This is a genomic window from Bradyrhizobium sp. C-145 (assembly GCF_023375135.1).
Taxonomy (GTDB): domain Bacteria; phylum Pseudomonadota; class Alphaproteobacteria; order Rhizobiales; family Xanthobacteraceae; genus Bradyrhizobium; species Bradyrhizobium zhanjiangense.
Genome location: NZ_CP088150.1, coordinates 7,633,521 through 7,654,168, shown reverse-complemented (window position 1 = coordinate 7,654,168; position 20,648 = coordinate 7,633,521). Strand labels below are relative to the sequence as shown.

Below are 20,648 nucleotides of genomic sequence, written 5' to 3'. Positions count from 1 at the left end.
TAGTTCCGGCGGGGAACGGCAGGCGCGGTTTGTGAGTTAAGCCCGACTAACGTCTTTCGCTGCCTCGTTAAATCGATGCCCCCGGCAAAAGGGTGGCCTGCAAGCTGCGTGCCGAATGGATCTCATAACTCAAGCCCGGATCAAGGGCGTCCAGTCCGAATTCATCGATGCCTTGGGCAAGCTGCGGGTCACCGACCCCGTGGCCCTCAAATCCATCCTCGACGCCCTGCCCGAGAAGCGGGTTTACCGCTTCGTCGGCGGGCCGGTCGTGGTGCGCGCCTTGGGGCATCCGCGGACTGAATTGGCGGCCATCGGTGCGCCACCGCTGCAATGGAAATTGGCCGCAAACGGCAAATCGATCGCGCAAGGCGAGACGCGCGAGCCCGTGATCGCCTGGCCGGCCGGCCTGCCGCTCGGCTATCACCGTTTGACGCTGACCGATGCCGAAGGTGTGACGGAAGAGGTGCCGATGATCGTGGCGCCCGAGCGCGCCTTCGGCGGCGATTTCGACCGCGGCTGGTTGCTTGCCGTGCAGCTCTACAGCGTCCGCTCCAACCGCAATTGGGGTATCGGTGACTTCACGGACCTGGCCGATCTCGTCCGGCTCGCCAAGCAATTGGGGGCCGACGGCGTTGGGCTCAATCCGTTGCATGTGCTGTTCGATGACCACCCCGCCGATTGCAGCCCCTATTCGCCGAACAGCCGGCTGTTTCTCAATCCGCTCTATATCGACGTCGCGGCAATCCCGGAATTTGCGCCCGACCTCGTGCCGGATGCCGCCGCGACCGCAGCACGGCTGCGCGAGGGCGATCGTGTGCCATACGCGGACATGGCGGCGTTGAAATGGCTGGGCCTGCGCGCTGCTTTCAACAGTTTCGTGACGAGCGCGAGCGAAGCACGCCGCCGGGAGTTTGACGCCTTCCGCGCCGCCCGCGGTCCGCTGTTGTCCCGCTTTGCCTGCTTCGAAGTGCTGCGCCATCGTTTCACCGCGCCATGGTGGGAATGGCCGGTGGAATGGCAAAAGCCCGACGATGCGACATGCGCTGCGCTGCGCAATGGGTCCGACAAGCGCGACGTCGAGTTCGTCGAATTCGTGCAATGGACGGCTGATAGCCAGTTGCATGCCGCCAAGGAGCTGGCCAGCCAGCTCGGCATGCCGGTCGGGCTCTATCTCGACGTTGCCGTCGGCGTGCAATCCAACGGCTTCGATGCCTGGAACGAGCAGATGGCGATTTCGCGCCATCTCGCCGTCGGCGCGCCGCCCGATGTGCTCAATACCGTCGGCCAGGACTGGGGCCTCGCCGGCTTCAACGCCGGCGGCCTGGAGGCCCAATCCTTCGTGCCGTTCGCCGACATGCTCGCGGCCTCGATGCGCCATGCAGGTGCCATCAGGCTCGATCACGTGCTTGGCTTGAAGCGACTTTATCTGGTGCCGCGCGGTTTCAAGCCCGACAACGGTGCCTATGTGCAGATGCCGTTCGAGGCGCTGCTGGCGGCGGTGGCGTGCGAGAGTGCGGCTCATAAATGCATCGTGATCGGCGAGGACCTCGGTACAGTGCCGGAAGGCTTCCGCGAGACCATGCAGGATTTCGGCATCTGGTCCTACCTCGTCATGATGTTCGAGCGCGACGATGCCGGCCACTTCCGCAATGTCGACCACTACCGGCCCAACGCACTCGTCACGCTGAATACGCACGACCTGTCGACCTATGCCGGCTGGCGCTCCTTCAGCGACCTCAAGATGAAGCTTTCGCTCGGGATCGATCCCGGCGAAAGCGAGCAGGCGCGCTGGGACGCGCTCGGCAGGCTCGACGAGATTTTGCGCCAGAACGGCATCAACGCCAACGATCTCTATTCCGTACTCGCCTTCCTGTCGCGCACGCCGTCGCGGCTGCTCGCGGTGTCGCTGGAGGATCTGCTCGGCGTGATCGATCAGCCCAACATCCCCGGCACGATCGACGAGCATCCGAACTGGCGCCAGCGGCTTCCTGTTACACTCGACAAGATCGCCTCCAAGGTCGATCTCGAGGCTTTGAAGGCCGCGACGCGGGAACGTTCATTGACCGGCGGGAGTTGAACAGCCGGGGTTTCTCAGGCTCGAACGACATTGTCTCAGAGGATCGAGGACTATGCGCTGATAGGCGACTGCGAGACCGCGGCGCTGGTCGGGCGCAACGGCTCGATCGATTGGCTGTGCTGGCCGGCCTTCGATTCCGACGCCTGCTTTGCCGCGATCCTCGGCACGCACAAGAACGGCCGCTGGCTGATCGCACCCAGCGAGGATGTCACGGCTACGTCGCGCCGTTATCTTGGTCATTCACTCATCCTCGAAACCCGCATCGAGACGAAGAGCGGCACCGTCGCGCTGATCGATTTCATGCCGCCACGCGGCAAGGCATCCGACATCGTGAGGCTGGTCCGCGGTATCAGCGGCGCGATGAAGATGCGGATGCAGCTCGTCATCCGCTTCGGCTTCGGCGCCGATATTCCCTGGGTGCGGCGGATCGACCATTCTCTGATGGCAATCGCCGGCCCGGACATGATTGTGCTGCGCACGCCTGTCGAGACCCGCGGCGAGGATTTGACCACGGTTTCCGACTTCGAGGTGACGGCCGGCCAGACCATACCCTTCGTGCTGACCTACGGGCCCTCGCATATCGAGCCGCCGGCGCCGATCGACCCGGAGATCGCGCTACAGGAGACCGAAAGATTCTGGCACGACTGGTGCAGCCATTGCACCCGCGACGGCGGCTATCACGATCTCATCGTACGCTCGCTGATCACGCTGAAAGCGCTGACCTTCGCCCCGACCGGCGGCATCGTGGCGGCACCCACCACCTCATTGCCGGAAAAGCTCGGGGGCAGCAGGAACTGGGATTATCGCTTCTGCTGGCTGCGCGATGCCACCTTCACGCTGCTTGCGCTGATGAACTCGGGCTATACCGACGAAGCCTTGGCCTGGCACAATTGGCTCTTGCGCGCCGCCGCCGGCTCGCCCTCGAACATGCAGATCATGTACGGCATCTGGGGCCATCGGCGACTCTTGGAATGGGAGGCGGGCTGGCTCGACGGCTATGAGGGCGCCCGGCCGGTGCGCGTCGGCAATGCCGCGCATGCGCAGCTTCAGCTCGACGTCTATGGCGAGCTGATTGACGTTTTCCACCAGTCGCGCATGGTCAAGCTCAAGCTCGACGAGCAGAGCTGGGCGCTGGAATGCGCAGTGCTCAATCATCTCGCCGAGGTCTGGGACCGGCCCGATCACGGCATCTGGGAACGCCGCGGCCAGCCCAAACACTACGTCTTCTCCAAAGTCATGACCTGGGTCGCCTTCGATCGCGGCATCAAGAGTGCGGAGACATTTGGCTTCAAGGCGCCGGTGCTGCACTGGCAGGCCTTGCGCGAGGCCATTCATCGCGACGTCTGCAACAACGGTTTCGACGCCGACCAAAACACGTTCGTCGAGTCCTACGGCACGAAGCTGCTCGATGCCAGCGTGCTACTGCTGCCGGCGGTCGGTTTCCTGCCGGCGGCCGATCCGCGCATCTGCGGCACCATCGCTGCTGTCGAGAAGTGCCTGATGCGCGATGGCTTCGTGCTGCGGCACGATCCGCGCGAGCTGCCTGCGGGTCAGCCGCCGCTCGAAGGCGCTTTCCTGGCCTGTAGCCTATGGCTGGCTGATGCTCATGTGCTGTCGGGCAATCTCGACAAGGCGCAAGTCTTGTTCGATCGTGTGGTGGGCATCGCGAACGATGTCGGGCTGCTGGCGGAGGAATACGATTCCGTGGCGCGGCGCCAGACCGGCAACTTCCCGCAGGCGCTGACCCACATCGCGCTGATCAACACCGCGCATAATCTGTCGGCGGCCAGGCGGGAGAGCGAGAAGCCGGCCGTGCAGCGGTCGCAGTAAGGTGAGCGTGTAACAGTGCCAAGTGCGGTGAAATGCGGCTTGATCGCTGTCAGGGCGGAGGTGCGCCCCCTCTCTCGCTTGCGGGAGAGGGTGCTTCCACAATGGGACAATCCCCAAGAGGAGAAAGCCCTCACCCGCCGCTACGCGGCGACCTCTCCCGCAAGCGGGAGAGGTGAACGAGCGGCAGCCACCTTAACCAACCCCGTTCAGCTTCAAGATCATCTCCATCGCCTCGGCAAAACCATCCTGCTCGTTGGTCGCGGTGACGTGGGTGGCGTGGTCCTTGACGTTGTCGGTGGCATTGCCCATGGCAATCGAGACGCCGCTGACGCGGAACATCGCGAGGTCGTTCTGCATGTCGCCGATGGTCGCGACGGCCTCGGTCGTAATGCCCACGCGCTTGGCAATGGCCTGAACGAAGGTGCCCTTGTTGAATCCGGGCGGGGTGATGTCGAGATAGTAGGTTTGCGAGCGCACCGCGGTGGCCTCGTTGCCGAGCGCCTCCTGCATCGCCTTCTCGCAACGCTCGAGGCCGACCGCATCGGCACTGGCGCCGACGATCTTGCAGGCGCTCGCAAGGTACGGCGAAAAATCCGTCACGATGGTCGGATCGGCGCGGATCGTGCGCTGCTCATGCGCGACATAGCTGCCCTCGGGATTGTCGATCAGCCATTTGTCGGTGGTGAAGAGCCACGCGTCGGCGCCGAATTCGCGCAGGATTCGCAACGATCGCTCGGCCGCGCCGGCTGGGATGAGGTGCTGCTCGACCGGCCTCATCTCGGGATCGACGATCGAGGAGCCGTTGAACGGCCCGACCGGCAGCCAGAGCGCCAGCGGCTCGATCAGGAAGCGCATGCCGATCGCGGGGCGGCTGGAGGTGATGGTGAAGCCGATGCCCGCCTCGTGCAGCCGCTGCACGGTAGACCTCGCACGCTCCGTCAGCGTCTTGTCCTTGGTCAGCAGCGTGCCGTCGACGTCGGAGACGACCAGTGAGATCTTCGTCATGGCATGACCTTAAGGTTCAGGTTTCTTGAAGGTTCAACTTCTTGGCCTCAGCGCCTGGCCCCACCCAACCTCAATTGCCGCACCACGCCGTCCACGATCGCCTCGACGGATTCGTCGATCGAGACGGTGATGGCGTGCTCGCCGGCTTCCGGCGGCTCCAGCGTGTTGAACTGGCTGGTCAGCAGCTCGGGCGGCATGAAATGACCCTTGCGGTGCGCGAGCCGCTCGGCGATCAGCTCCTTGGTGCCCTTCAGGAAGACGAAGCGGACGTCGTCGCGACCACGCAGCAGCACGTCACGATAGGCGTGTTTCAGCGCCGAGCAGGCGATGATGACGTGCTCGCGGCGTCCGCAGACCCGTGCGATCTCGTCGGCGATGGCGTTGAGCCAGGGCCAGCGGTCTTCGTCGGCGAGCGGATGGCCCGCCTTCATCTTCTCGACATTGCTGGCGGGATGAAAGCTGTCGCCGTCCTCGAAGCGCCAGCCAAGGCGCTGGCCGAGCGCTTCCGCGATCGTGCTCTTGCCCGAGCCAGACACGCCCATCACGATCAATGCACAAGGTGCTTCAACGCCCGCCACGAATTCCCTCCGGAAGCGCGGCCTGGTCGACCAGCCAGACGGTCTCACGATTCGAGCGCGCGCGTAACGCCGGCAGAGTCTCGCCATTGAGGAGGCGCGTCAAGATCGCCTGCTTGTCGTGCCCGGCAATCTCGAACAGCATTTCGCGGCAGGATGCCAGAACGGGCAAGGTGAGCGAGACCCGCGGCACGAAAGGCGCGACATTGGCTTTGGGCACCCCGATGACCCAGCGTTCGGTCTCCTCGATTTCGGGATAGCCGGGAAACAGTGAGGCGGTGTGGCCGTCCGGCCCCGCGCCCATCAGGACCATGTCGAACAGCGGCCGCACCGAATTGAGCCGGTCAGCGCCGTAGAAGGCTTGCAGCTCGCGCGCATAGGCCTCGGCGGCGCGATCGGGATTTTCGGTCGTGGTCGGGATCGGGTGGATATGGCCTGAGGGGGCACTGCGATCAAGAAATGTCGCGCGGGCCACTGCCATGTTGTTGAGGGGATCGCTTTCCGGCACGAAACGCTCGTCGCCGATGAACCAGTGCACGCGCTCCCACGGAATTTTTTCACGCCAGGCATCGCTGCCGAGCAATTGATAGAGCTTCTTCGGGCTGGAACCGCCGGTGAGGCAGATTGCGATGCGCGAGGGGTTGGCGGCGATCCGCGCCATTACCCGTTCGGCCGCGGTCTGCGCCAGCGCTTCGGCGTCGGCCGCGACGATCAGCTTCGGCTGCTCGGCCGCCATCACGAGTACTTCCGCCAGCTTCGTCCGTCGCGCCGGAGCAGCTCGTCCGCGCAGGCCGGGCCGTCGCTGCCGGCTTGATAGGTCTCGATGCCGTTGGTGCCCGCACTTTTCCAGGCGTCCAGGAACGGCTGCACCGCCTGCCATCCGGCCTCGATACCGTCGGCGCGCTGGAACAGGATGTTGTCGCCGATCATGCAGTCATAGAGCAGCGTCTCGTAGCCGGTCGAGGGATCGGCGCGGAAATAGTCACCATAGCGGAACTTCATTTCGACGCCGTCGATGGTGACGCTCGGTCCCGGGATCTTGGCGTTGAACTGGAGCTCGATGGTCTCGGTCGGCGCGATGCCGATGGTGAGGAAGTTCTGCGACAGGCGGTCGACTGTCGTGCCTGAGAACATCGACAGCGGCGCCTGCTTGAACTTGATCGCGACCTCCGTGCGCTTGTGGCCCAGCGCCTTGCCGGTGCGCAAATAGAAGGGCACGCCGGCCCAGCGCCAATTGTCGATCATCAGCTTCAGCGCGACAAAGGTCTCGGTGGTGCTGCCTGGCTTGACGTCCGCCGTGGTGCGATAATCCGGAATCTCCTCGTCGCCGATGCGGCCCGCGAGATACTGCGCGCGCACCGAGCTCTTCAGCGCTTCTTCTTCGCTCGGCCGCTGGATCGCGGTGAGCACTTCGGCCTTCTCGGAGCGGACCGAATGCGCGTCGAAACGGCTCGGCGGCTCCATCGCGACCAGCGACATCAGCTGGAACAGATGGTTCGGCACCATGTCGCGAAGCGCACCAGTGGCATCGTAGAAGCCCCCGCGGTGGCCGACGCCGAGCTTCTCCTCCACCGTGATCTGGACGTGGTCGATATGGTTGCGATTCCAGATCGGCTCGAACATGCCGTTGGCGAAGCGCAGAACCAGGATGTTCTGCACCGTTTCCTTGCCGAGATAATGATCGATCCGATAGATCTGGTGCTCGTCCATGATCTTCAGCAGTTCGGCATTCAGCGCGCGCGCCGAGGCGAGGTCGGTGCCGAACGGCTTCTCGATCACCAGCCGCCGCCAGGCGCCGTTCTGCTTCGTCAGGCCGGTGCGTCCGAGCTCGCGCGCGGTCGGCGCGAAAGCCGCGGGCGGGGTCGCGAGGTAGAACAGCCGGTTGCCGCCGGTGCCTCGCGCGCATTCCAGCGAATCCAGATGCTCGCCCAAGCGATCGAAGGAGGGCGGATCCTTCGCATCGGCCTCGACGAAAGTCACGCATTGCAGCAGCTGTTTTGCGACGTCGTCGTCGACCGGGCGGGTTGCAAACTCGCGCAGGCCCTTCATCAGGCTGTCACGCAGCTCGCCATCCGACTGAGCCTTGCGGCCGACGCCGACGACGCAGAATTTCTCCGGCAGAAGGTCTTCGGCGGCGAGATTGTAGAGCGATGGCATCACCAGCCGATGGGTCAGGTCGCCGGTCACGCCAAAGATGACGAAGGCGCAATTTTCCGGCTTGCGCTTTGGCTGCGGGTCTTTTGTCACGAATTGTGGCCTTCGCTTGAGTAGGTTTTACTTCGGCTTCGGCGCGCCGGGCTGCTTGGGCTCCTTGTGGCCGCCGAACCCTGCGCGCATCGCGGAGAGAATTTTCTCGGCAAAGGTGTGTTCCTTGCGGGAACGGAAACGTGTGTAGAGTGCCGCGGTCAGGACCTCGGCGGGCACCGCCTCGTCGATCGCCGCATTCACGGTCCAGCGTCCTTCGCCGGAATCCTCGACGAAACCGGAATATTCCGACAATGCCGGGCTGTCGGCGAGCGCCGTCGAGGTGAGGTCGAGCAGCCAGGATGGGATCACGCTGCCGCGCCGCCACACCTCGGCAATGTCGGCGAGATCGAAATCGTAGCGATGGTCCGCCGGCAGCGCCTCGATATTGGCGTTCTTGAGGATGTCAAAACCTTCGGCATAGGCCTGCATCAGGCCGTATTCGATGCCGTTATGGATCATCTTGACGAAATGGCCGGCCCCGACGGGGCCTGCATGGATGTAGCCCTGCTCGATGCGGGGATCGCGGCCATCGCGCCCCGGCGTGCGCGGAATGTCGCCGGTACCGGGCGCGAGCGCGGCGAAGATCGGATCGAGCCGGTCGACCACCGGTTTCTCGCCGCCGATCATCATGCAATAGCCGCGGTCGAGCCCCCAGACGCCGCCTGACGTGCCGACGTCGACATAGTGGATGCCGCGCTCCTTCAGCGCCTTGCCGCGGCGGACGTCGTCCTGCCAGAAGGTGTTGCCGCCGTCGATGATGACGTCGCCGGCCTGCATCACGCCCGCGATCGTGTCGATCGTGGTCTCGGTGATGCGCCCCGCCGGCAGCATCACCCAGGCCGTGCGCGGCCGCTCCAGTTTCGAGATGAATTCCTCGAGCGTCGCGGAACCGACTGCGCCGTCCGCGGCCAGGCCGGCGACGGCCTTGGCGTCCTTGTCGTAGACCACGGTCGAATGGCCGTGACGCATCAGGCGGCGAACGATGTTGCCGCCCATCCGGCCGAGGCCGATCATGCCGAGTTGCATGTGAGAGCTTCCTTTAGTTCAGTGCATCGTTAAGCGCCGCATTGAGCGCCACGAGACCTTTCTTGAGCCCGCCCTTGAGGTGGACGCGCAGCGCGCGCCGGCCGCGTTCGGTAAGCACGTCGAAATCGCCGCGCGCCTGGGCTGCCTTGATCACACCAAAACTCGCCTTCTGGCCCGGCACCGGTAGATCCTTGGCATCGTCTGCCGTGATCTGGAGGAACACGCCGCTGTCCGGTCCGCCCTTGTAGGCCTGACCGGTGGAGTGCAGGAAGCGCGGTCCGAACTCGGCGCAGGTCGCGACATGCCGCTTCTCGCGCACTTCGAGCCGCATGGCCTGGAGTGCGTCGATGGTCGCCTTGTCCCGCGCGATGTAGCCGAGCAGGGCGACATAATCGCCATGGCCCGAGCGCGACAGATGCGCCTTCAGCCAGGAGGAGAGATCGCCATTGGCGCCGGCGGCACGCAGCGCCGTGGCGTTAGCCTCATCGGTGTAGAGATCGGCTTCATCGGTGCTGACCACCGGCTCCTCGGCCGGCAGCGCGCCGGTCTTCTCGAACTCTGAAGTGAGCTCGCGGGTCTTGATCTTGGCCGCTTCCACGTCCGGTTGGTCGAACGGGTTGATGCCGAGAATGCTGCCGGCCACGGCCGTCGCCATCTCGAAGCGGAAGAACTCCTGGCCGAGATGGTCGATCGACTTCATGACGATGCGCGCCACGGGATGGCCGGCCGCCTCGATCGCGGCAAGCTTGGAATCATGGGCGGCGTCCGCCTCGCCGTCGATGCGGATGTCGATGAAGAACCGGTCGTTGCCGTAAATTGCGGGTTCGCCCAGCGGCTCGCCCTCGATCGGGATCAGGCCCTTGCCCTCCTTGCCGGTCGATTCCGCGATGAGCTGCTCGGCCCAGGCGCCGAAATCGGCGATCTTCTTCGATGGCAGGATCGTCACCTTGTCGCGGCCTTCGAGGCCGGCGAGACCCATGGCAAGGCCGAGCTGCACGCCCGGGTTCTCGGATGGCGGCACGTCCGGCCCGCAGGAGCGGGCCATCGCGAGCGTATGCTTGACGAAGGTCTTGACGTCGATGCCCGCGGTTGCCGCCGGCACCAGGCCGAACGGCGAGAGCACCGAATAGCGGCCGCCGATCGTGGGCTCGCCGTGGAAGATGCGGGCGTAGTTCAGCTTCTTCGCCGCCTTCTCCAGCGACGAGCCGGGATCGGTCACCGCGATGAAGCGATGGCCGGTCTTCACCTTCGGCCCGACCGCCTTGGCAACCTGCTCATGGAAATAGTCCTTCATCGCGTTCGGCTCGGTGGTGCCGCCGGACTTGCTGGAGACGATGAAGACGGTGTTGGCGATGTCGATCTTCGCCTCCATCGCCCGAACCTCCGCCGGATCGGTGGAATCCAGCACATGCAGTTTCGGGAAGCCGGGCTTTTTCCCAAAGGTCTCGGCCAGCACCTCCGGCCCGAGGCTCGATCCGCCCATGCCGAGCACGACGGCGTCCGAGAATTGCTGGCCCTTCACGCGGCCCGCATAGTCCTCGTAGTCGGCGATGTCGGCCTTGGCTGCGCTGTCGAGCCAACCGAGCCATTTGTCCTCATCGGTGCCGGTCCAGACCGACTTGTCGCGCTGCCATAGCCTGCGGATCTTGGCGGATGCGCGCCATTCCTCGGTGCTCTTGGCCACGGCGTTGCCGAGCCCATCGCCGAGCGAGAGGAGCTGGCGGTCGAGTGCGGGCCCGAGCACCACGGCGCGCTTATGGGCGACGGCGCCATAGAGCTTGTCGGCGGCGTCGGCGAACAGCTTGACGCCGTCCTTGACGAGTTCCTCGGTGATCGCATCGAGCGAGATGCCGGAGCGTTCCAGCTCCTCCAGCACGCGCCTTGCGTCGTCGACATTCTCCTCCAGGGTGTCGCGCAGCTTGCCATGGTCGCGGAACGCCTCCAGCGTCGCCGGCGGCATCGTGTTGATGGTGGCGGGGCCGATCAGCTCCTCGACATAGAGGACGTCGCTGTAGTCCTTGTTCTTGGTGCCGGTGGACGCCCACAGCATGCGCTGCGGCTTGGCGCCCTTGGCGGCGAGCTTCTCCCAGCGCGGGCCGGAGAACAGGCGCTTGTAGTCCTGATAGGCGAGCTTGGCATTGGCGATCGCGACCTTGCCCTTCAGCGCTGCGAGGCGCTCCTTTTCGCTGGGGTCGTTGGCACGGGCGATCTTCTCGTCGAGCTGCTTGTCGACCAAGGTGTCGATCCGGCTGACGAAGAAGCTCGCGACGCTCGCCACATGCGACGGATCGCCGCCGCCCGCGACGTATTTTTCCAGGCCGGCGAGGTAGGCCTCGGCGACATCAAGATAGACCTCCTTGGAGAACAGCAGCGTGATGTTGATGCTGATCCCGTCGCCAATGAGCTGTTCGATCGCTGGCAGGCCCTCCGGCGTCGCAGGTACCTTCACCATCAGGTTCTTGCGATCGACGTCCTTCCAGAGCCGTCGCGCCTCGGCGACCGTGCCGGCCGTATCCATCGCCAGATAGGGCGAGACCTCCAGGCTGACATAGCCGTCGCCTCCCTCGAGCCGGTCGTAGACCGGGCGCAGCACGTCGGCGGCGTTCTGGATGTCCTCGACCGCGACGGCCTCGAACAGGTCGGCCACGGTCCGGTCGCCGCGCTTCAGCGCCTTGCCGATCGAGGCGTCATATTCGTCCGAGCTGCCGATCGCCTTCTCGAAAATCGAGGGATTGGAGGTGACGCCCTTGACGCCGTCGGTGTCGATCAGTCGCTTCAGGTTGCCCTTGGCGATGAAGCCACGGGCCAGGAAGTCCAGCCAGACGGCTTGTCCGTGCTTTTCCAGTTCTTTGACGGGATTCATGATGTTTATTTATCTCCAAGCCTGCGGGCGAGGGGGTTCCGCGCCGGTCCTGACGCGCTATCCTCTAGCCTACATGCTCCCGGGAGGGAACCAATCAAGAGGATAAGCGTCATACCCTCGGGTGTAACTCCGTCGCGATCATGGCGATCCAGGCGGGCGTAGGTGTGTTGCGTAAAGGGCGTTGGCTGGGAAGACTCGGCCGGCGGTTTCGTTGGGTAACGTCAGCCGGCCAGGGGTTGTGTGGCGTGCGATCGACCGGGGCGTCGGTGGATTTGTCGCGAACGGCCATGCGGGGGGAAGCATGCACGCACATCATGGTGGTGCTCGCTGTCACTGACAGTCCTCCGCATCGGCAATGAATTTCTGCCGTCGGATTTGATTGCAGAGATCTCTGCTGAAGAATGTCGCGACCACAAGATGATCGTGCTGACGCCGACGCCGGCCTCGCGGCCGATTTTGGTACACTGATGCGCTTGCCGCGACGGTGCACGCAGCCGACGGTCCATGCACTGCATTGCAGCAGGAAGATGAACGCGGCGCTCAAGGCTTCGCCCTACAAGCGTCATAAGATCGCCGCTGGCAGATCGCTATGCTGCAGCGCCGGATGGTCCAATCCCCGGTAATGCCCGGATGTTGCGACCAAGTGACATTTCCTGGAAATGAGCCAATATGGATGTAGATTCGCTCAAATTACAGGCATGTGCCTGTTCGTAACTCAACGAGTGCCTACGTTGTGCATTGCGTCGAGTCGTCACCCGGGTGTCCAATGATCGTCATGTGCTCACGCTGATTCGAAACGGCCTGAGGAACGGTCCGGTAACTGCTTTCGTTTCAGCTTGTAGCGGAACTCACGCGGAGAGGGATCATGTACAACGATTCTCTATTCAACGCTTTCGCTCGGTCGTTCGAGGCGAGAAGCCAGCACGACATGTCGATGGCGGAATATCTGGAATCGTGTCGAAGCGATCCCATGAAATACGCGAATGCGGCCGAACGACTACTAGCGGCGATCGGTGAGCCTCAGACGATTGACACGGCCAAGGACCCACGCCTTGGCCGCATTTTTTTGAACCGCACGATCCGCACCTATCCGGCCTTCGCCGGCTTCTACGGCATGGAAGAAACCATCGAGCGCATCGTCGGCTTCTTCCGTCACGCGGCGCAAGGCCTCGAAGAGCGCAAGCAGATCCTCTATTTGCTCGGTCCGGTCGGTGGCGGCAAATCATCGCTCGCCGAGCGGTTGAAGTCGCTGATGGAAGTGCAGCCCATCTACGTGCTGAAGGCCGGCGACGAGCTCTCGCCCGTGTTCGAGAGCCCGCTCAGCCTGTTCGATCCCGATCAGCTCGGGCCGATGCTGGAGGAGAAGTACGGCATTCCGCGCCGCCGCCTCACCGGCCTGATGAGCCCGTGGTGCTACAAGCGGCTGGAATCCTTCGGCGGCGACATCTCGCAATTCCGCGTTGCCAAGATCCAGCCGTCGAGGCTGCGCCAGATCGCGGTCGCCAAGACCGAGCCCGGTGATGAGAACAATCAGGACATCTCCTCGCTGGTCGGCAAGGTCGACATCCGCAAGCTCGAGACCTACGCGCAGAACGATCCCGACGCCTACAGCTATTCCGGCGGCCTCAACCGCGCCAACCAGGGCATCCTCGAATTCGTCGAGATGTTCAAGGCGCCGATCAAGATGCTGCATCCGTTGCTGACCGCGACGCAGGAAGGCAACTACATTGGCACCGAGAATATCGGCGCGATCCCCTTCACCGGCATCATCCTCGCGCACTCCAACGAAGCCGAGTGGTCGAGCTTCAAGGCCAACAAGAACAACGAGGCGTTCATCGACCGCATCTGCGTCATCAAGGTGCCGTACTGCCTCAGGGTCACCGAAGAGCAGAAGATCTACGAGAAGCTGATCCAGGGTTCCGAGCTCGCCTCGGCTCCTTGTGCGCCTTCGACGCTGGAGACGCTGGCGCGGTTCTCGGTGATGTCGCGCCTGCGCAAGCACGAGAACTCCACCCTGTTCGGCAAGATGCGGGTCTATGACGGCGAGAGCCTGAAAGAGTCCGATCCGAAGGCGCGCAGCGTCCAGGAATATCGCGATGCCGCCGGCGTCGACGAGGGCATGGACGGTGCCTCCACCCGCTTCGCGTTCAAGGTTCTGGCCGCGACCTTCAACCACGATCCGCAGGAGGTCGCCGCCGACGCCGTGCACCTGATGTACGCGCTGGAGCAGGCGATCCGCCGCGAGCAGCTTCCGGAGGAAACCGAGAAACGTTATCTCGAATTCATCAAGGCGGAACTCGCGCCGCGCTATGCCGAGTTCATCGGCAACGAGATCCAGAAGGCCTATCTCGAATCCTACTCCGATTACGGCCAGAATCTGTTCGACCGCTACGTCGACTATGCCGACGCCTGGATCGAGGATCAGGACTTCAAGGATCCCGACACCGGCCAGCTGCTGGATCGCGAGTTGTTGAACCAGGAACTGACGAAAATCGAGAAACCGGCGGGCATTGCCAACCCGAAGGACTTCCGCAACGAGGTCGTCAAATTCTCGTTACGCTCGCGGGCCCAGAACGCTGGCAAGAATCCGACCTGGACCTCCTACGAGAAGATTCGCGACGTGATCGAAAAGCGGATATTCTCCCAGGTCGAGGACCTGCTTCCGGTCATCTCCTTCGGGTCGAAGAAGGACGGCGAGACGGAGAAGAAGCACGGCGAGTTCGTCGCACGCATGGTGGAGCGCGGCTACACCGAGCGTCAGGTTCGCCGGCTCGTCGAATGGTACATGCGCGTGAAGCAGGCCGGCTAAGGCGGATGGGACAGTGGCCATTCACATTATTGACAGGCGCCTGAATCCAGGCGGCAAGAGTCTTGAGAACCGGCAGCGGTTCTTGCGTCGGGCCAAATCCCTGGTGCAGGGCGCCGTCAAGAAGACCTCGCAGGAACGCGACATCAAGGATGTCCTGGAGGGTGGCGAGGTCACGATCCCGCTCGACGGCATGCACGAGCCGCGTTTCCGCCGCGAGGGCGGCACGCGCGACATGGTGCTGCCCGGAAACAAGAAGTTCATCGAGGGCGACTATCTCCAGCGCTCCGGCCAGGGCAGCGCCAAGGATTCCGGTCCCGGCGAGGGCGACAGCGAGGACGCGTTCCGCTTCGTGCTGAGCCGCGACGAGTTCGTCGACCTCTTCCTCGACGATCTCGAGCTGCCGGATCTTGCCAAGCGCAAGATCGCGCAGACCGAGAGCGAGGGCATCCAGCGCGCCGGCTACACCACCTCGGGTTCGCCCGCCAACATCTCGGTGAGCCGGACGGTGCAGCTCGCGCTCGCCCGCCGCATCGCGCTCCGCCGTCCCCGCAAGAGCGAGATCGATGAGCTGGAAGCCGAGATTGCCGCCTGCACCGACGAGGACGTGCGCGCCGAGCTGCTGGCCAAGCTCGAAAAGCTCAAGGCGAAATCCAAGCGCATCCCGTTCATCGACCCGCTCGACATCCGCTACCGCCGCTTCGAGACGGTGCCGCGGCCGGTGGCGCAGGCCGTGATGTTCTGCCTGATGGACGTCTCGGGCTCGATGTCCGAGCACATGAAGGATCTGGCCAAGCGCTTCTACATGCTGCTCTACGTGTTCCTGAAGCGCCGCTACAAGCATGTCGAGATCGTCTTCATCCGCCACACCGACCGCGCCGAGGAGGTCGACGAGCAGACCTTCTTCTACGGCCCGGCCTCGGGCGGCACGCTGGTGTCCAGCGCGCTCCAGGCGATGCACGAAATCGTGCGCGAGCGCTTCAATCCGGCGGACTGGAACATCTACGCCGCGCAAGCCTCCGACGGCGACAATTCCTATTCCGACGGCGAGCTCACGGGCCTGCTGCTGACCGACAAGATCCTGCCGGTCTGCCAGTTCTTTGCCTATCTCGAGGTCGGCGAGTCCGGCGGCAGCGCCTTCGATCTTTCCGACTCCTCGCTCTGGACCCTCTATGAGCGCCTGCGCAGCAGCGGCGCACCGCTCTCGATGCGCAAGGTCTCGGAGCGCAGCGAGATCTTTCCGGTGTTCCACGACCTGTTCCAGCGCCGCGAAACCAGCCAGGAGAAGGCCGCTCCATGACGGAACGCTTGTTCGAAGGCGCGGATTGGGATTTTCGCACCTTGCAGCGCATCACCGATGCCTGCGAGGAGATCGCGTTGAAGGATCTCGGTCTCGACGTCTATCCGAACCAGATCGAGGTCATCACCGCCGAGCAGATGCTGGACGCGTACTCGTCGGTCGGCATGCCCTTGTTCTACAAGCACTGGTCGTTCGGCAAGCATTTTGCGTTTCACGAAGCGTCCTATCGCAAGGGCCTGATGGGCCTTGCCTATGAGATCGTGATCAACTCCTCGCCCTGCATCTCCTACCTGATGGAGGAGAACACGGCGACGATGCAGACGCTGGTGATCGCGCATGCCGCCTTCGGCCACAACCACTTCTTCAAGAACAACTATCTGTTCAAGCAGTGGACCGATGCCGACGGCATCCTGGATTATCTCGACTTCGCCAAGAATTATGTCGCAAGCTGCGAAGAGCGCTATGGCCGCATCGAGGTCGAGCGCACGCTCGACGCTGCACACGCGCTGATGTCGCACGGCATCGACCGCTATCCCGGCAAGAAGAAGCTCGATTTGCGCGCCGAAGAGAAGCGGGCAGGGCGCCGCCGCCAGCATGAGGAGGAGGTCTTCAACGACCTCTGGCGCACAGTCCCGAAGGGCGCCGCCAAGAGCCGGTCCGCGCTCAGCATCGAGCGCCGCCGCAAGCTGCTCGGCCTGCCGCAGGAGAATTTGCTCTATTTCCTGGAGAAGAGCGCACCGCGGCTGGCGCCGTGGCAGCGCGAGCTGCTGCGCATCGTGCGCCATATCGCGCAATATTTCTATCCGCAGAGCCAGACCAAGGTCATGAACGAGGGGACGGCGACCTACGTCCACTACCGCATCATGACCATGCTGCACGAGCGAGGCCGCATCACCGACGGCAACTTCCTCGAATTCCTGGGATCGCACACCAACGTGGTGTTCCAGCCCGAGTTCGACGATCCACGCTTCTCCGGCTTCAATCCCTATGCGCTCGGTTTTGCCGTGATGCAGGACATCGAGCGCATCGTCACCAAACCGGAAGACGAGGACCGCGAATGGTTCCCGGACATTGCCGGCAGGGGCGACGTGATGGGCGTGCTGCGCGACGTCTGGGCCAATTACCGCGATGAAAGTTTTATCGGCCAGTTCCTAAGCCCCAGGCTGATGCGGCACTTCCGCATGTTCCACCTGCATGACGATCCCGAGGAGCGCGCGGGAATCCGGGTCGACGCCATCCACGACGAACGCGGCTTCCGCCGCGTCCGCCGCGAGCTGGCACGGCAGCATGACGTCGGCTTCATCGACGCCAATATCGAGGTGGTCGATGTCGATCTCTCCGGCGACCGCCGGCTAATCCTGCATCACCACGTCATCAAGGGCTCGCAGCTCAACGAGACCGACGCCAAGCGCGTGCTTCAGCACCTGGCCGATCTCTGGACCTACGACGTCTCACTGATCGAGGTCGACGCCAACGACAAGGTCCTGCGCGAATACGTCGTAAGCCCGCGCCCGATCCCGGCGGCAGTGGCGTAAGGAGGCCAGCCGCCAGCTCCTAGAGCACGATGAAACTGGCCCTTGTGATTTACCGCGAGGCAGATGCGCTCCCTCCCCCGCTTGCGGGGGAGGGCTGGGGAGAGGGTATCTCCGCAGTGGGACTCCCCCAGAGGAGAGAGCCCTTACCCGCGCCTTCGGCGCGACCTCTCCCACAAGCGGGAGAGGTTGAAGCCAGCCCGCGGCTCATCCTTCGAGACGCCCGCCTTTGGCGGGCCCTCAGGATGACGACGGAATGCGCGGCAGCACTTTCAACGGGCACGGATGCCGATTAGCCTCATCCTGAGGAGACCGCGGCGCGGTCGTCTCGAAGGACGAGGCGGTTGCTTTGGCCGTCGCCAAGAATTTACATCAACCTAGGTCGATCGGTTCTTGGCCGGCTTCTTCTTGGCCTTGGACGCATTCAACTCCACCGCCGCGCGAATGAGCGCCTTCAACGCCTTCTCGTTGATCTTCTCGCCCTCGCGAATATCGATCGCGCGGCGCACGTTGCCGTCGAGGCTGGAGTTGAATAGCCCCGCGGGATCCTCCAGCGCCGCGCCCTTGGCAAAGGTCATCTTCACCACTTCCTTGTAGGTCTCGCCGGTGCAGATGATGCCGTCGTGCTCCCACACGGGAACGCCGCGCCATTTCCATTCCTCGACGACATCAGGGTCGGCTTCCTTGATCAGGCCACGGATCCGCCCCAGCATCTCACCGCGCCAGTCGCCGAGCTCCTTGATCCTGCCGTCGATCAGCTTGGAGGGGGAAGCCCCATTCGCTTCCTTCGCGCCAGCCTTCTTCGCCGTCACAGCCTTCTTCATCATCTGGCCTCGTTCACGCTGCGGCTGACATAGGGCCGCGCGAACAGATATAACCCGGTCGCGAGCAACGGAATGAGTGGGACGAGCGCCAGGAAGCCGATCCAGACGGCCTGGATCTGCGTGATCATCGCCACGATGTTCGCGATGACGGCGAGCGTGAAAGCCATCGACAGCCAGCGATGAATCTGCCGAATCCACATCTGCGTGCTCATTGGACCTCCTTTGAAAATGATCGGAATGGATGGCGGGGGCTAGCCCGTCCGCGCCAGTAGCTCATCGAGCTTGGCAAAAAACTGCTTCCAGCCGGCATGCGCGCCGCCATAAGCCTGCTTCTGCGTCGGGCTGAAGCCCGCTTGCTCGACGCGCAGATGCGTGCCGACGCCGGTCGGCGTCAGCGTGAAGGTCACGACGCTTTTCAGGTCGAACGCCGCATCCTCATGCGAGAAATTCCAGGTGTAGGCGAGCGTCTTCTGCGGCTCGATGGTGAGCACCTCGCAATCGAGCACGCCGCCCCATTCGCCGCGCAGGTTGAAGCGATGGCCGACGACCGGCTTGAAGTCGTTCTTCATCAGCCATTCCTCGATCAGATGCGGCTGCGTCAGCGCGCGCCACAGCCGCTCCGCCGGAAAGGCAAATTCGCGCTCAACGATTACGGAGCGTGTTTCAGTCATTGGTCCATCCTCTTCAGGAGATCGTCGAGCGCGTCGAGCCGGTTCTGCCAGAAGCCGGCCATCTGGCTGGTCCAGTCGATCAGCGGATTGAGCGCACCGGGCTGCGCGCTGTAATGAGTCTGGCGTCCTTCGTGGCGGTCGCGCACGAGGCCGGCCTGCTTCAAGGCGCCGAGATGCTTTGAGACCGCCGGCTGGGACACGCCCGACCGCGCCGTCAGTGCCCCGACCGTCTGCTCGCCCTCCCGGCACAGCCGTTCGAAGATCGCCCGCCGGGTCGGATCGGCGAGTGTCCTGAACAGGAGGTCGTGAGTGGCGGACATGCAAAATCCATAACTCATAGGTTATGGATCAACTCATAACCGGGAAGTTATGGATGAGTCAAGCGCGATGCGAATGAATCGGGAAGGGCGGCCACAAACTCCCCTTACCTCTCCCGCTTGCGGGAGAGGTCGACGCGAAGCGTCGGGTGAGGGTTTCTCCTCTCGGGGAGTCCCACTGCGGCGACACCTCTCCCCAGCCCTCCCCCGCAAACGGGGGAGGGAGCGGACCTCCTTTGCGGCGCCTTACGGCCGCAAGTACAAATACCCCTGCGCCTGAAGCTCGGCGAGGCGGACCACGCCGCCGTTCTCCGCGCTGACGAAGCCCGGCAACAACTCCTTCAGTGAGACGTTCTGCGCCTTCATCGTGTTGCCGCAGGCGGCGAGCTCGACGCCGTCCTTGGAGAAGTCACCGACACGCTTGCTGACGTCGGGGTTGGCCTGCGCCGCGTGAAACGCCTTCAGCGCCGGTCCGTGGATCACCAGCGCGATCGTGACATGGTCGGTACCACCGACGCCGTCGATGTGGTTCTGGATGTTGCCGAGCACGAAATTGACCTTCTCGGCGTCGCTGAGGTGATAGGCCACCTTGAGCTTGTTGCCCGCGCTTGCCTCAGTGGCGGCTCGTGCACGCGATACGCCAAAGGCCGCGCCCAAAGCGGAGACGGCGCTCCACAACATGTTCCGGCGATTCATGGCGATCTCCCTCGACCAAGACTTTGCCGGACACAAATCATTTGTGGCGCAGCGCGGCGAGTTCCTTACGGTCGGTCACGAGCGAAGCGCACTCGCCGGTGTCGGTGCGGTCGAGGCGGAAGATCTTGTCGTCGGCGCCGGCGACCAGCGATTGCTCCGCCTCGTCATCCGGCTTGTTGTTCTGCCAGACCCTGACCTGCTCGAGCCGGATGATCGCGGACTTGTTGTCCTTGGCGAGCGCCACCTCGATCCCGCCGCCCTCGCAGTCGACGCCGCAGCCCATGCGGACCTCGTCCCCCTGACTGAGAAGCACCGCATGACTGCCGCACGAGCCGCTGGAGTCGAAATCGCCCGAGCGATGGCGATAGCGAAAACCGAGGCGGAAGGAATTGTGCAGCTGCTTGTCCTCCTTGTCGGCTTCCGCCGAGATCAGCAGCTTCATGGAAGCGACTTTCTGCTTGGGATGCCGCGCCAGATGCTCGGCATCGTACCGGCGGACGAAGCAGGCATAGGCCTTGTCCGCAGGCGCTCCCGCATAGAGCCGCGCATTGAAGGCGTCGGCTTCGGCCTTTGTGGTCTCGCGGACCTTGTCCTCATCGGCGTGGGCGACGCTGGTTAGCGCAGCCAAAGTGAGGGCAGCAAAGATGGAAAGCTTCATGACGACCTCGGGCGCGTGACAACCTTGCCGCAGCAGGACAGAACTCCTGTCCGTTAGACGCAGGCGAGGTGCATCGCGTTCAAGCTTCAGAAGTCGCTTCGTGCGACCATCGCGGCGCCGATTTGGGCCAGTGGGTTCGCGCCGGGCCTTAGTCATTGATGGGATCAAGAAGGTTCAAGCGGTGCAGCGCCTTGATGCTTCGGAACCCGATGCCGGCGATT

Annotated in this window: 17 protein-coding genes; 5 read left to right on the top strand and 12 right to left on the bottom strand. The window is 63.6% G+C overall.

The annotated features are described in order from the left end of the window. Window positions 1-115: 115 nt before the first annotated feature. Entirely contained in the window at window positions 116-2,077 is a 1,962-nt protein-coding gene (gene malQ, locus LRP30_RS35955; RefSeq protein ID WP_249757877.1) for a 4-alpha-glucanotransferase, read from the top strand. A 30-nt stretch (window positions 2,078-2,107) separates the two neighbouring features. Then, on the top strand, window positions 2,108-3,907 hold the full coding sequence (locus LRP30_RS35950) for a glycoside hydrolase family 15 protein (RefSeq protein ID WP_249757876.1): 1,800 nt from the start codon (window positions 2,108-2,110) through the stop codon (window positions 3,905-3,907). A gap of 192 nt (window positions 3,908-4,099) precedes the next feature. On the opposite strand, the gene LRP30_RS35945 is transcribed toward LRP30_RS35950, so the two are convergent. From LRP30_RS35945 to LRP30_RS35920, 6 genes are read right to left on the bottom strand one after another with little or no spacing between them, the layout of a single operon-like run. Further along, entirely contained in the window at window positions 4,100-4,912 is an 813-nt protein-coding gene (locus tag LRP30_RS35945; RefSeq protein ID WP_249757875.1) for an HAD family hydrolase, read from the bottom strand. Window positions 4,913-4,959: 47 nt separating this feature from the next. Beyond that, window positions 4,960-5,490, bottom strand: coding sequence for a gluconokinase (locus tag LRP30_RS35940; protein WP_249757874.1), 531 nt, complete (start codon window positions 5,488-5,490; stop codon window positions 4,960-4,962). Continuing rightward, entirely contained in the window at window positions 5,477-6,226 is a 750-nt protein-coding gene (pgl, locus tag LRP30_RS35935) for a 6-phosphogluconolactonase (RefSeq protein WP_249757873.1), read from the bottom strand. Before pgl ends, LRP30_RS35940 begins: the two co-directional genes overlap by 14 nt. Further along, window positions 6,223-7,734, bottom strand: a complete 1,512-nt coding sequence (gene zwf / locus LRP30_RS35930; protein WP_128936162.1) for a glucose-6-phosphate dehydrogenase — start codon at window positions 7,732-7,734, stop codon at window positions 6,223-6,225. Before zwf ends, pgl begins: the two co-directional genes overlap by 4 nt. A gap of 27 nt (window positions 7,735-7,761) precedes the next feature. Further along, window positions 7,762-8,760 carry a phosphogluconate dehydrogenase (NAD(+)-dependent, decarboxylating) gene (gene gnd / locus LRP30_RS35925; protein ID WP_249757872.1) on the bottom strand — a complete coding sequence of 333 codons (999 nt, stop codon included), beginning with the start codon at window positions 8,758-8,760 and terminating at the stop codon, window positions 7,762-7,764. A gap of 13 nt (window positions 8,761-8,773) precedes the next feature. Further along, a complete protein-coding gene (locus LRP30_RS35920; RefSeq protein ID WP_249757871.1) occupies window positions 8,774-11,623 on the bottom strand; it encodes a bifunctional transaldolase/phosoglucose isomerase in 2,850 nt (949 codons plus the stop codon). 865 nt (window positions 11,624-12,488) lie between these two features. Between LRP30_RS35920 and LRP30_RS35910 the strand changes: the two genes are divergently transcribed. From LRP30_RS35910 to LRP30_RS35900, 3 genes are read left to right on the top strand one after another with little or no spacing between them, the layout of a single operon-like run. Then, a complete protein-coding gene (locus LRP30_RS35910) occupies window positions 12,489-14,432 on the top strand; it encodes a PrkA family serine protein kinase (RefSeq protein WP_091879622.1) in 1,944 nt (647 codons plus the stop codon). A gap of 19 nt (window positions 14,433-14,451) precedes the next feature. Continuing rightward, entirely contained in the window at window positions 14,452-15,729 is a 1,278-nt protein-coding gene (locus LRP30_RS35905) for a YeaH/YhbH family protein (RefSeq protein ID WP_206732717.1), read from the top strand. Then, window positions 15,726-17,264 carry a SpoVR family protein gene (locus tag LRP30_RS35900; RefSeq protein WP_128936157.1) on the top strand — a complete coding sequence of 513 codons (1,539 nt, stop codon included), beginning with the start codon at window positions 15,726-15,728 and terminating at the stop codon, window positions 17,262-17,264. The genes LRP30_RS35905 and LRP30_RS35900 overlap by 4 nt, the downstream gene beginning before the upstream one ends. Window positions 17,265-17,638: 374 nt before the next feature. Here LRP30_RS35900 and LRP30_RS35895 read toward each other — a convergent pair whose 3' ends face one another. The 6 genes from LRP30_RS35895 to LRP30_RS35870 form a co-directional block, all read right to left on the bottom strand. Then, a complete protein-coding gene (locus tag LRP30_RS35895; protein WP_249761909.1) occupies window positions 17,639-18,085 on the bottom strand; it encodes a DUF1801 domain-containing protein in 447 nt (148 codons plus the stop codon). Then, the gene (locus LRP30_RS35890; protein WP_249757870.1) at window positions 18,085-18,297 is read right to left on the bottom strand and encodes a hypothetical protein; all 213 of its coding nucleotides are present in this window, start codon (window positions 18,295-18,297) and stop codon (window positions 18,085-18,087) included. Before LRP30_RS35890 ends, LRP30_RS35895 begins: the two co-directional genes overlap by 1 nt. A gap of 39 nt (window positions 18,298-18,336) precedes the next feature. Beyond that, window positions 18,337-18,756 (bottom strand): SRPBCC domain-containing protein, encoded by a 420-nt coding sequence (locus LRP30_RS35885; protein ID WP_128937874.1) that lies wholly within the window; start codon window positions 18,754-18,756, stop codon window positions 18,337-18,339. Then, window positions 18,753-19,076, bottom strand: coding sequence for a metalloregulator ArsR/SmtB family transcription factor (locus tag LRP30_RS35880; RefSeq protein ID WP_091879607.1), 324 nt, complete (start codon window positions 19,074-19,076; stop codon window positions 18,753-18,755). The genes LRP30_RS35885 and LRP30_RS35880 overlap by 4 nt, the downstream gene beginning before the upstream one ends. Before the next feature lie 243 nt (window positions 19,077-19,319). Next, window positions 19,320-19,769 carry a DsrE family protein gene (locus tag LRP30_RS35875; RefSeq protein WP_249757869.1) on the bottom strand — a complete coding sequence of 150 codons (450 nt, stop codon included), beginning with the start codon at window positions 19,767-19,769 and terminating at the stop codon, window positions 19,320-19,322. 37 nt (window positions 19,770-19,806) lie between these two features. Then, window positions 19,807-20,427, bottom strand: coding sequence for a hypothetical protein (locus LRP30_RS35870; protein ID WP_249757868.1), 621 nt, complete (start codon window positions 20,425-20,427; stop codon window positions 19,807-19,809). Between the last annotated feature and the right edge of the window lie 221 nt (window positions 20,428-20,648).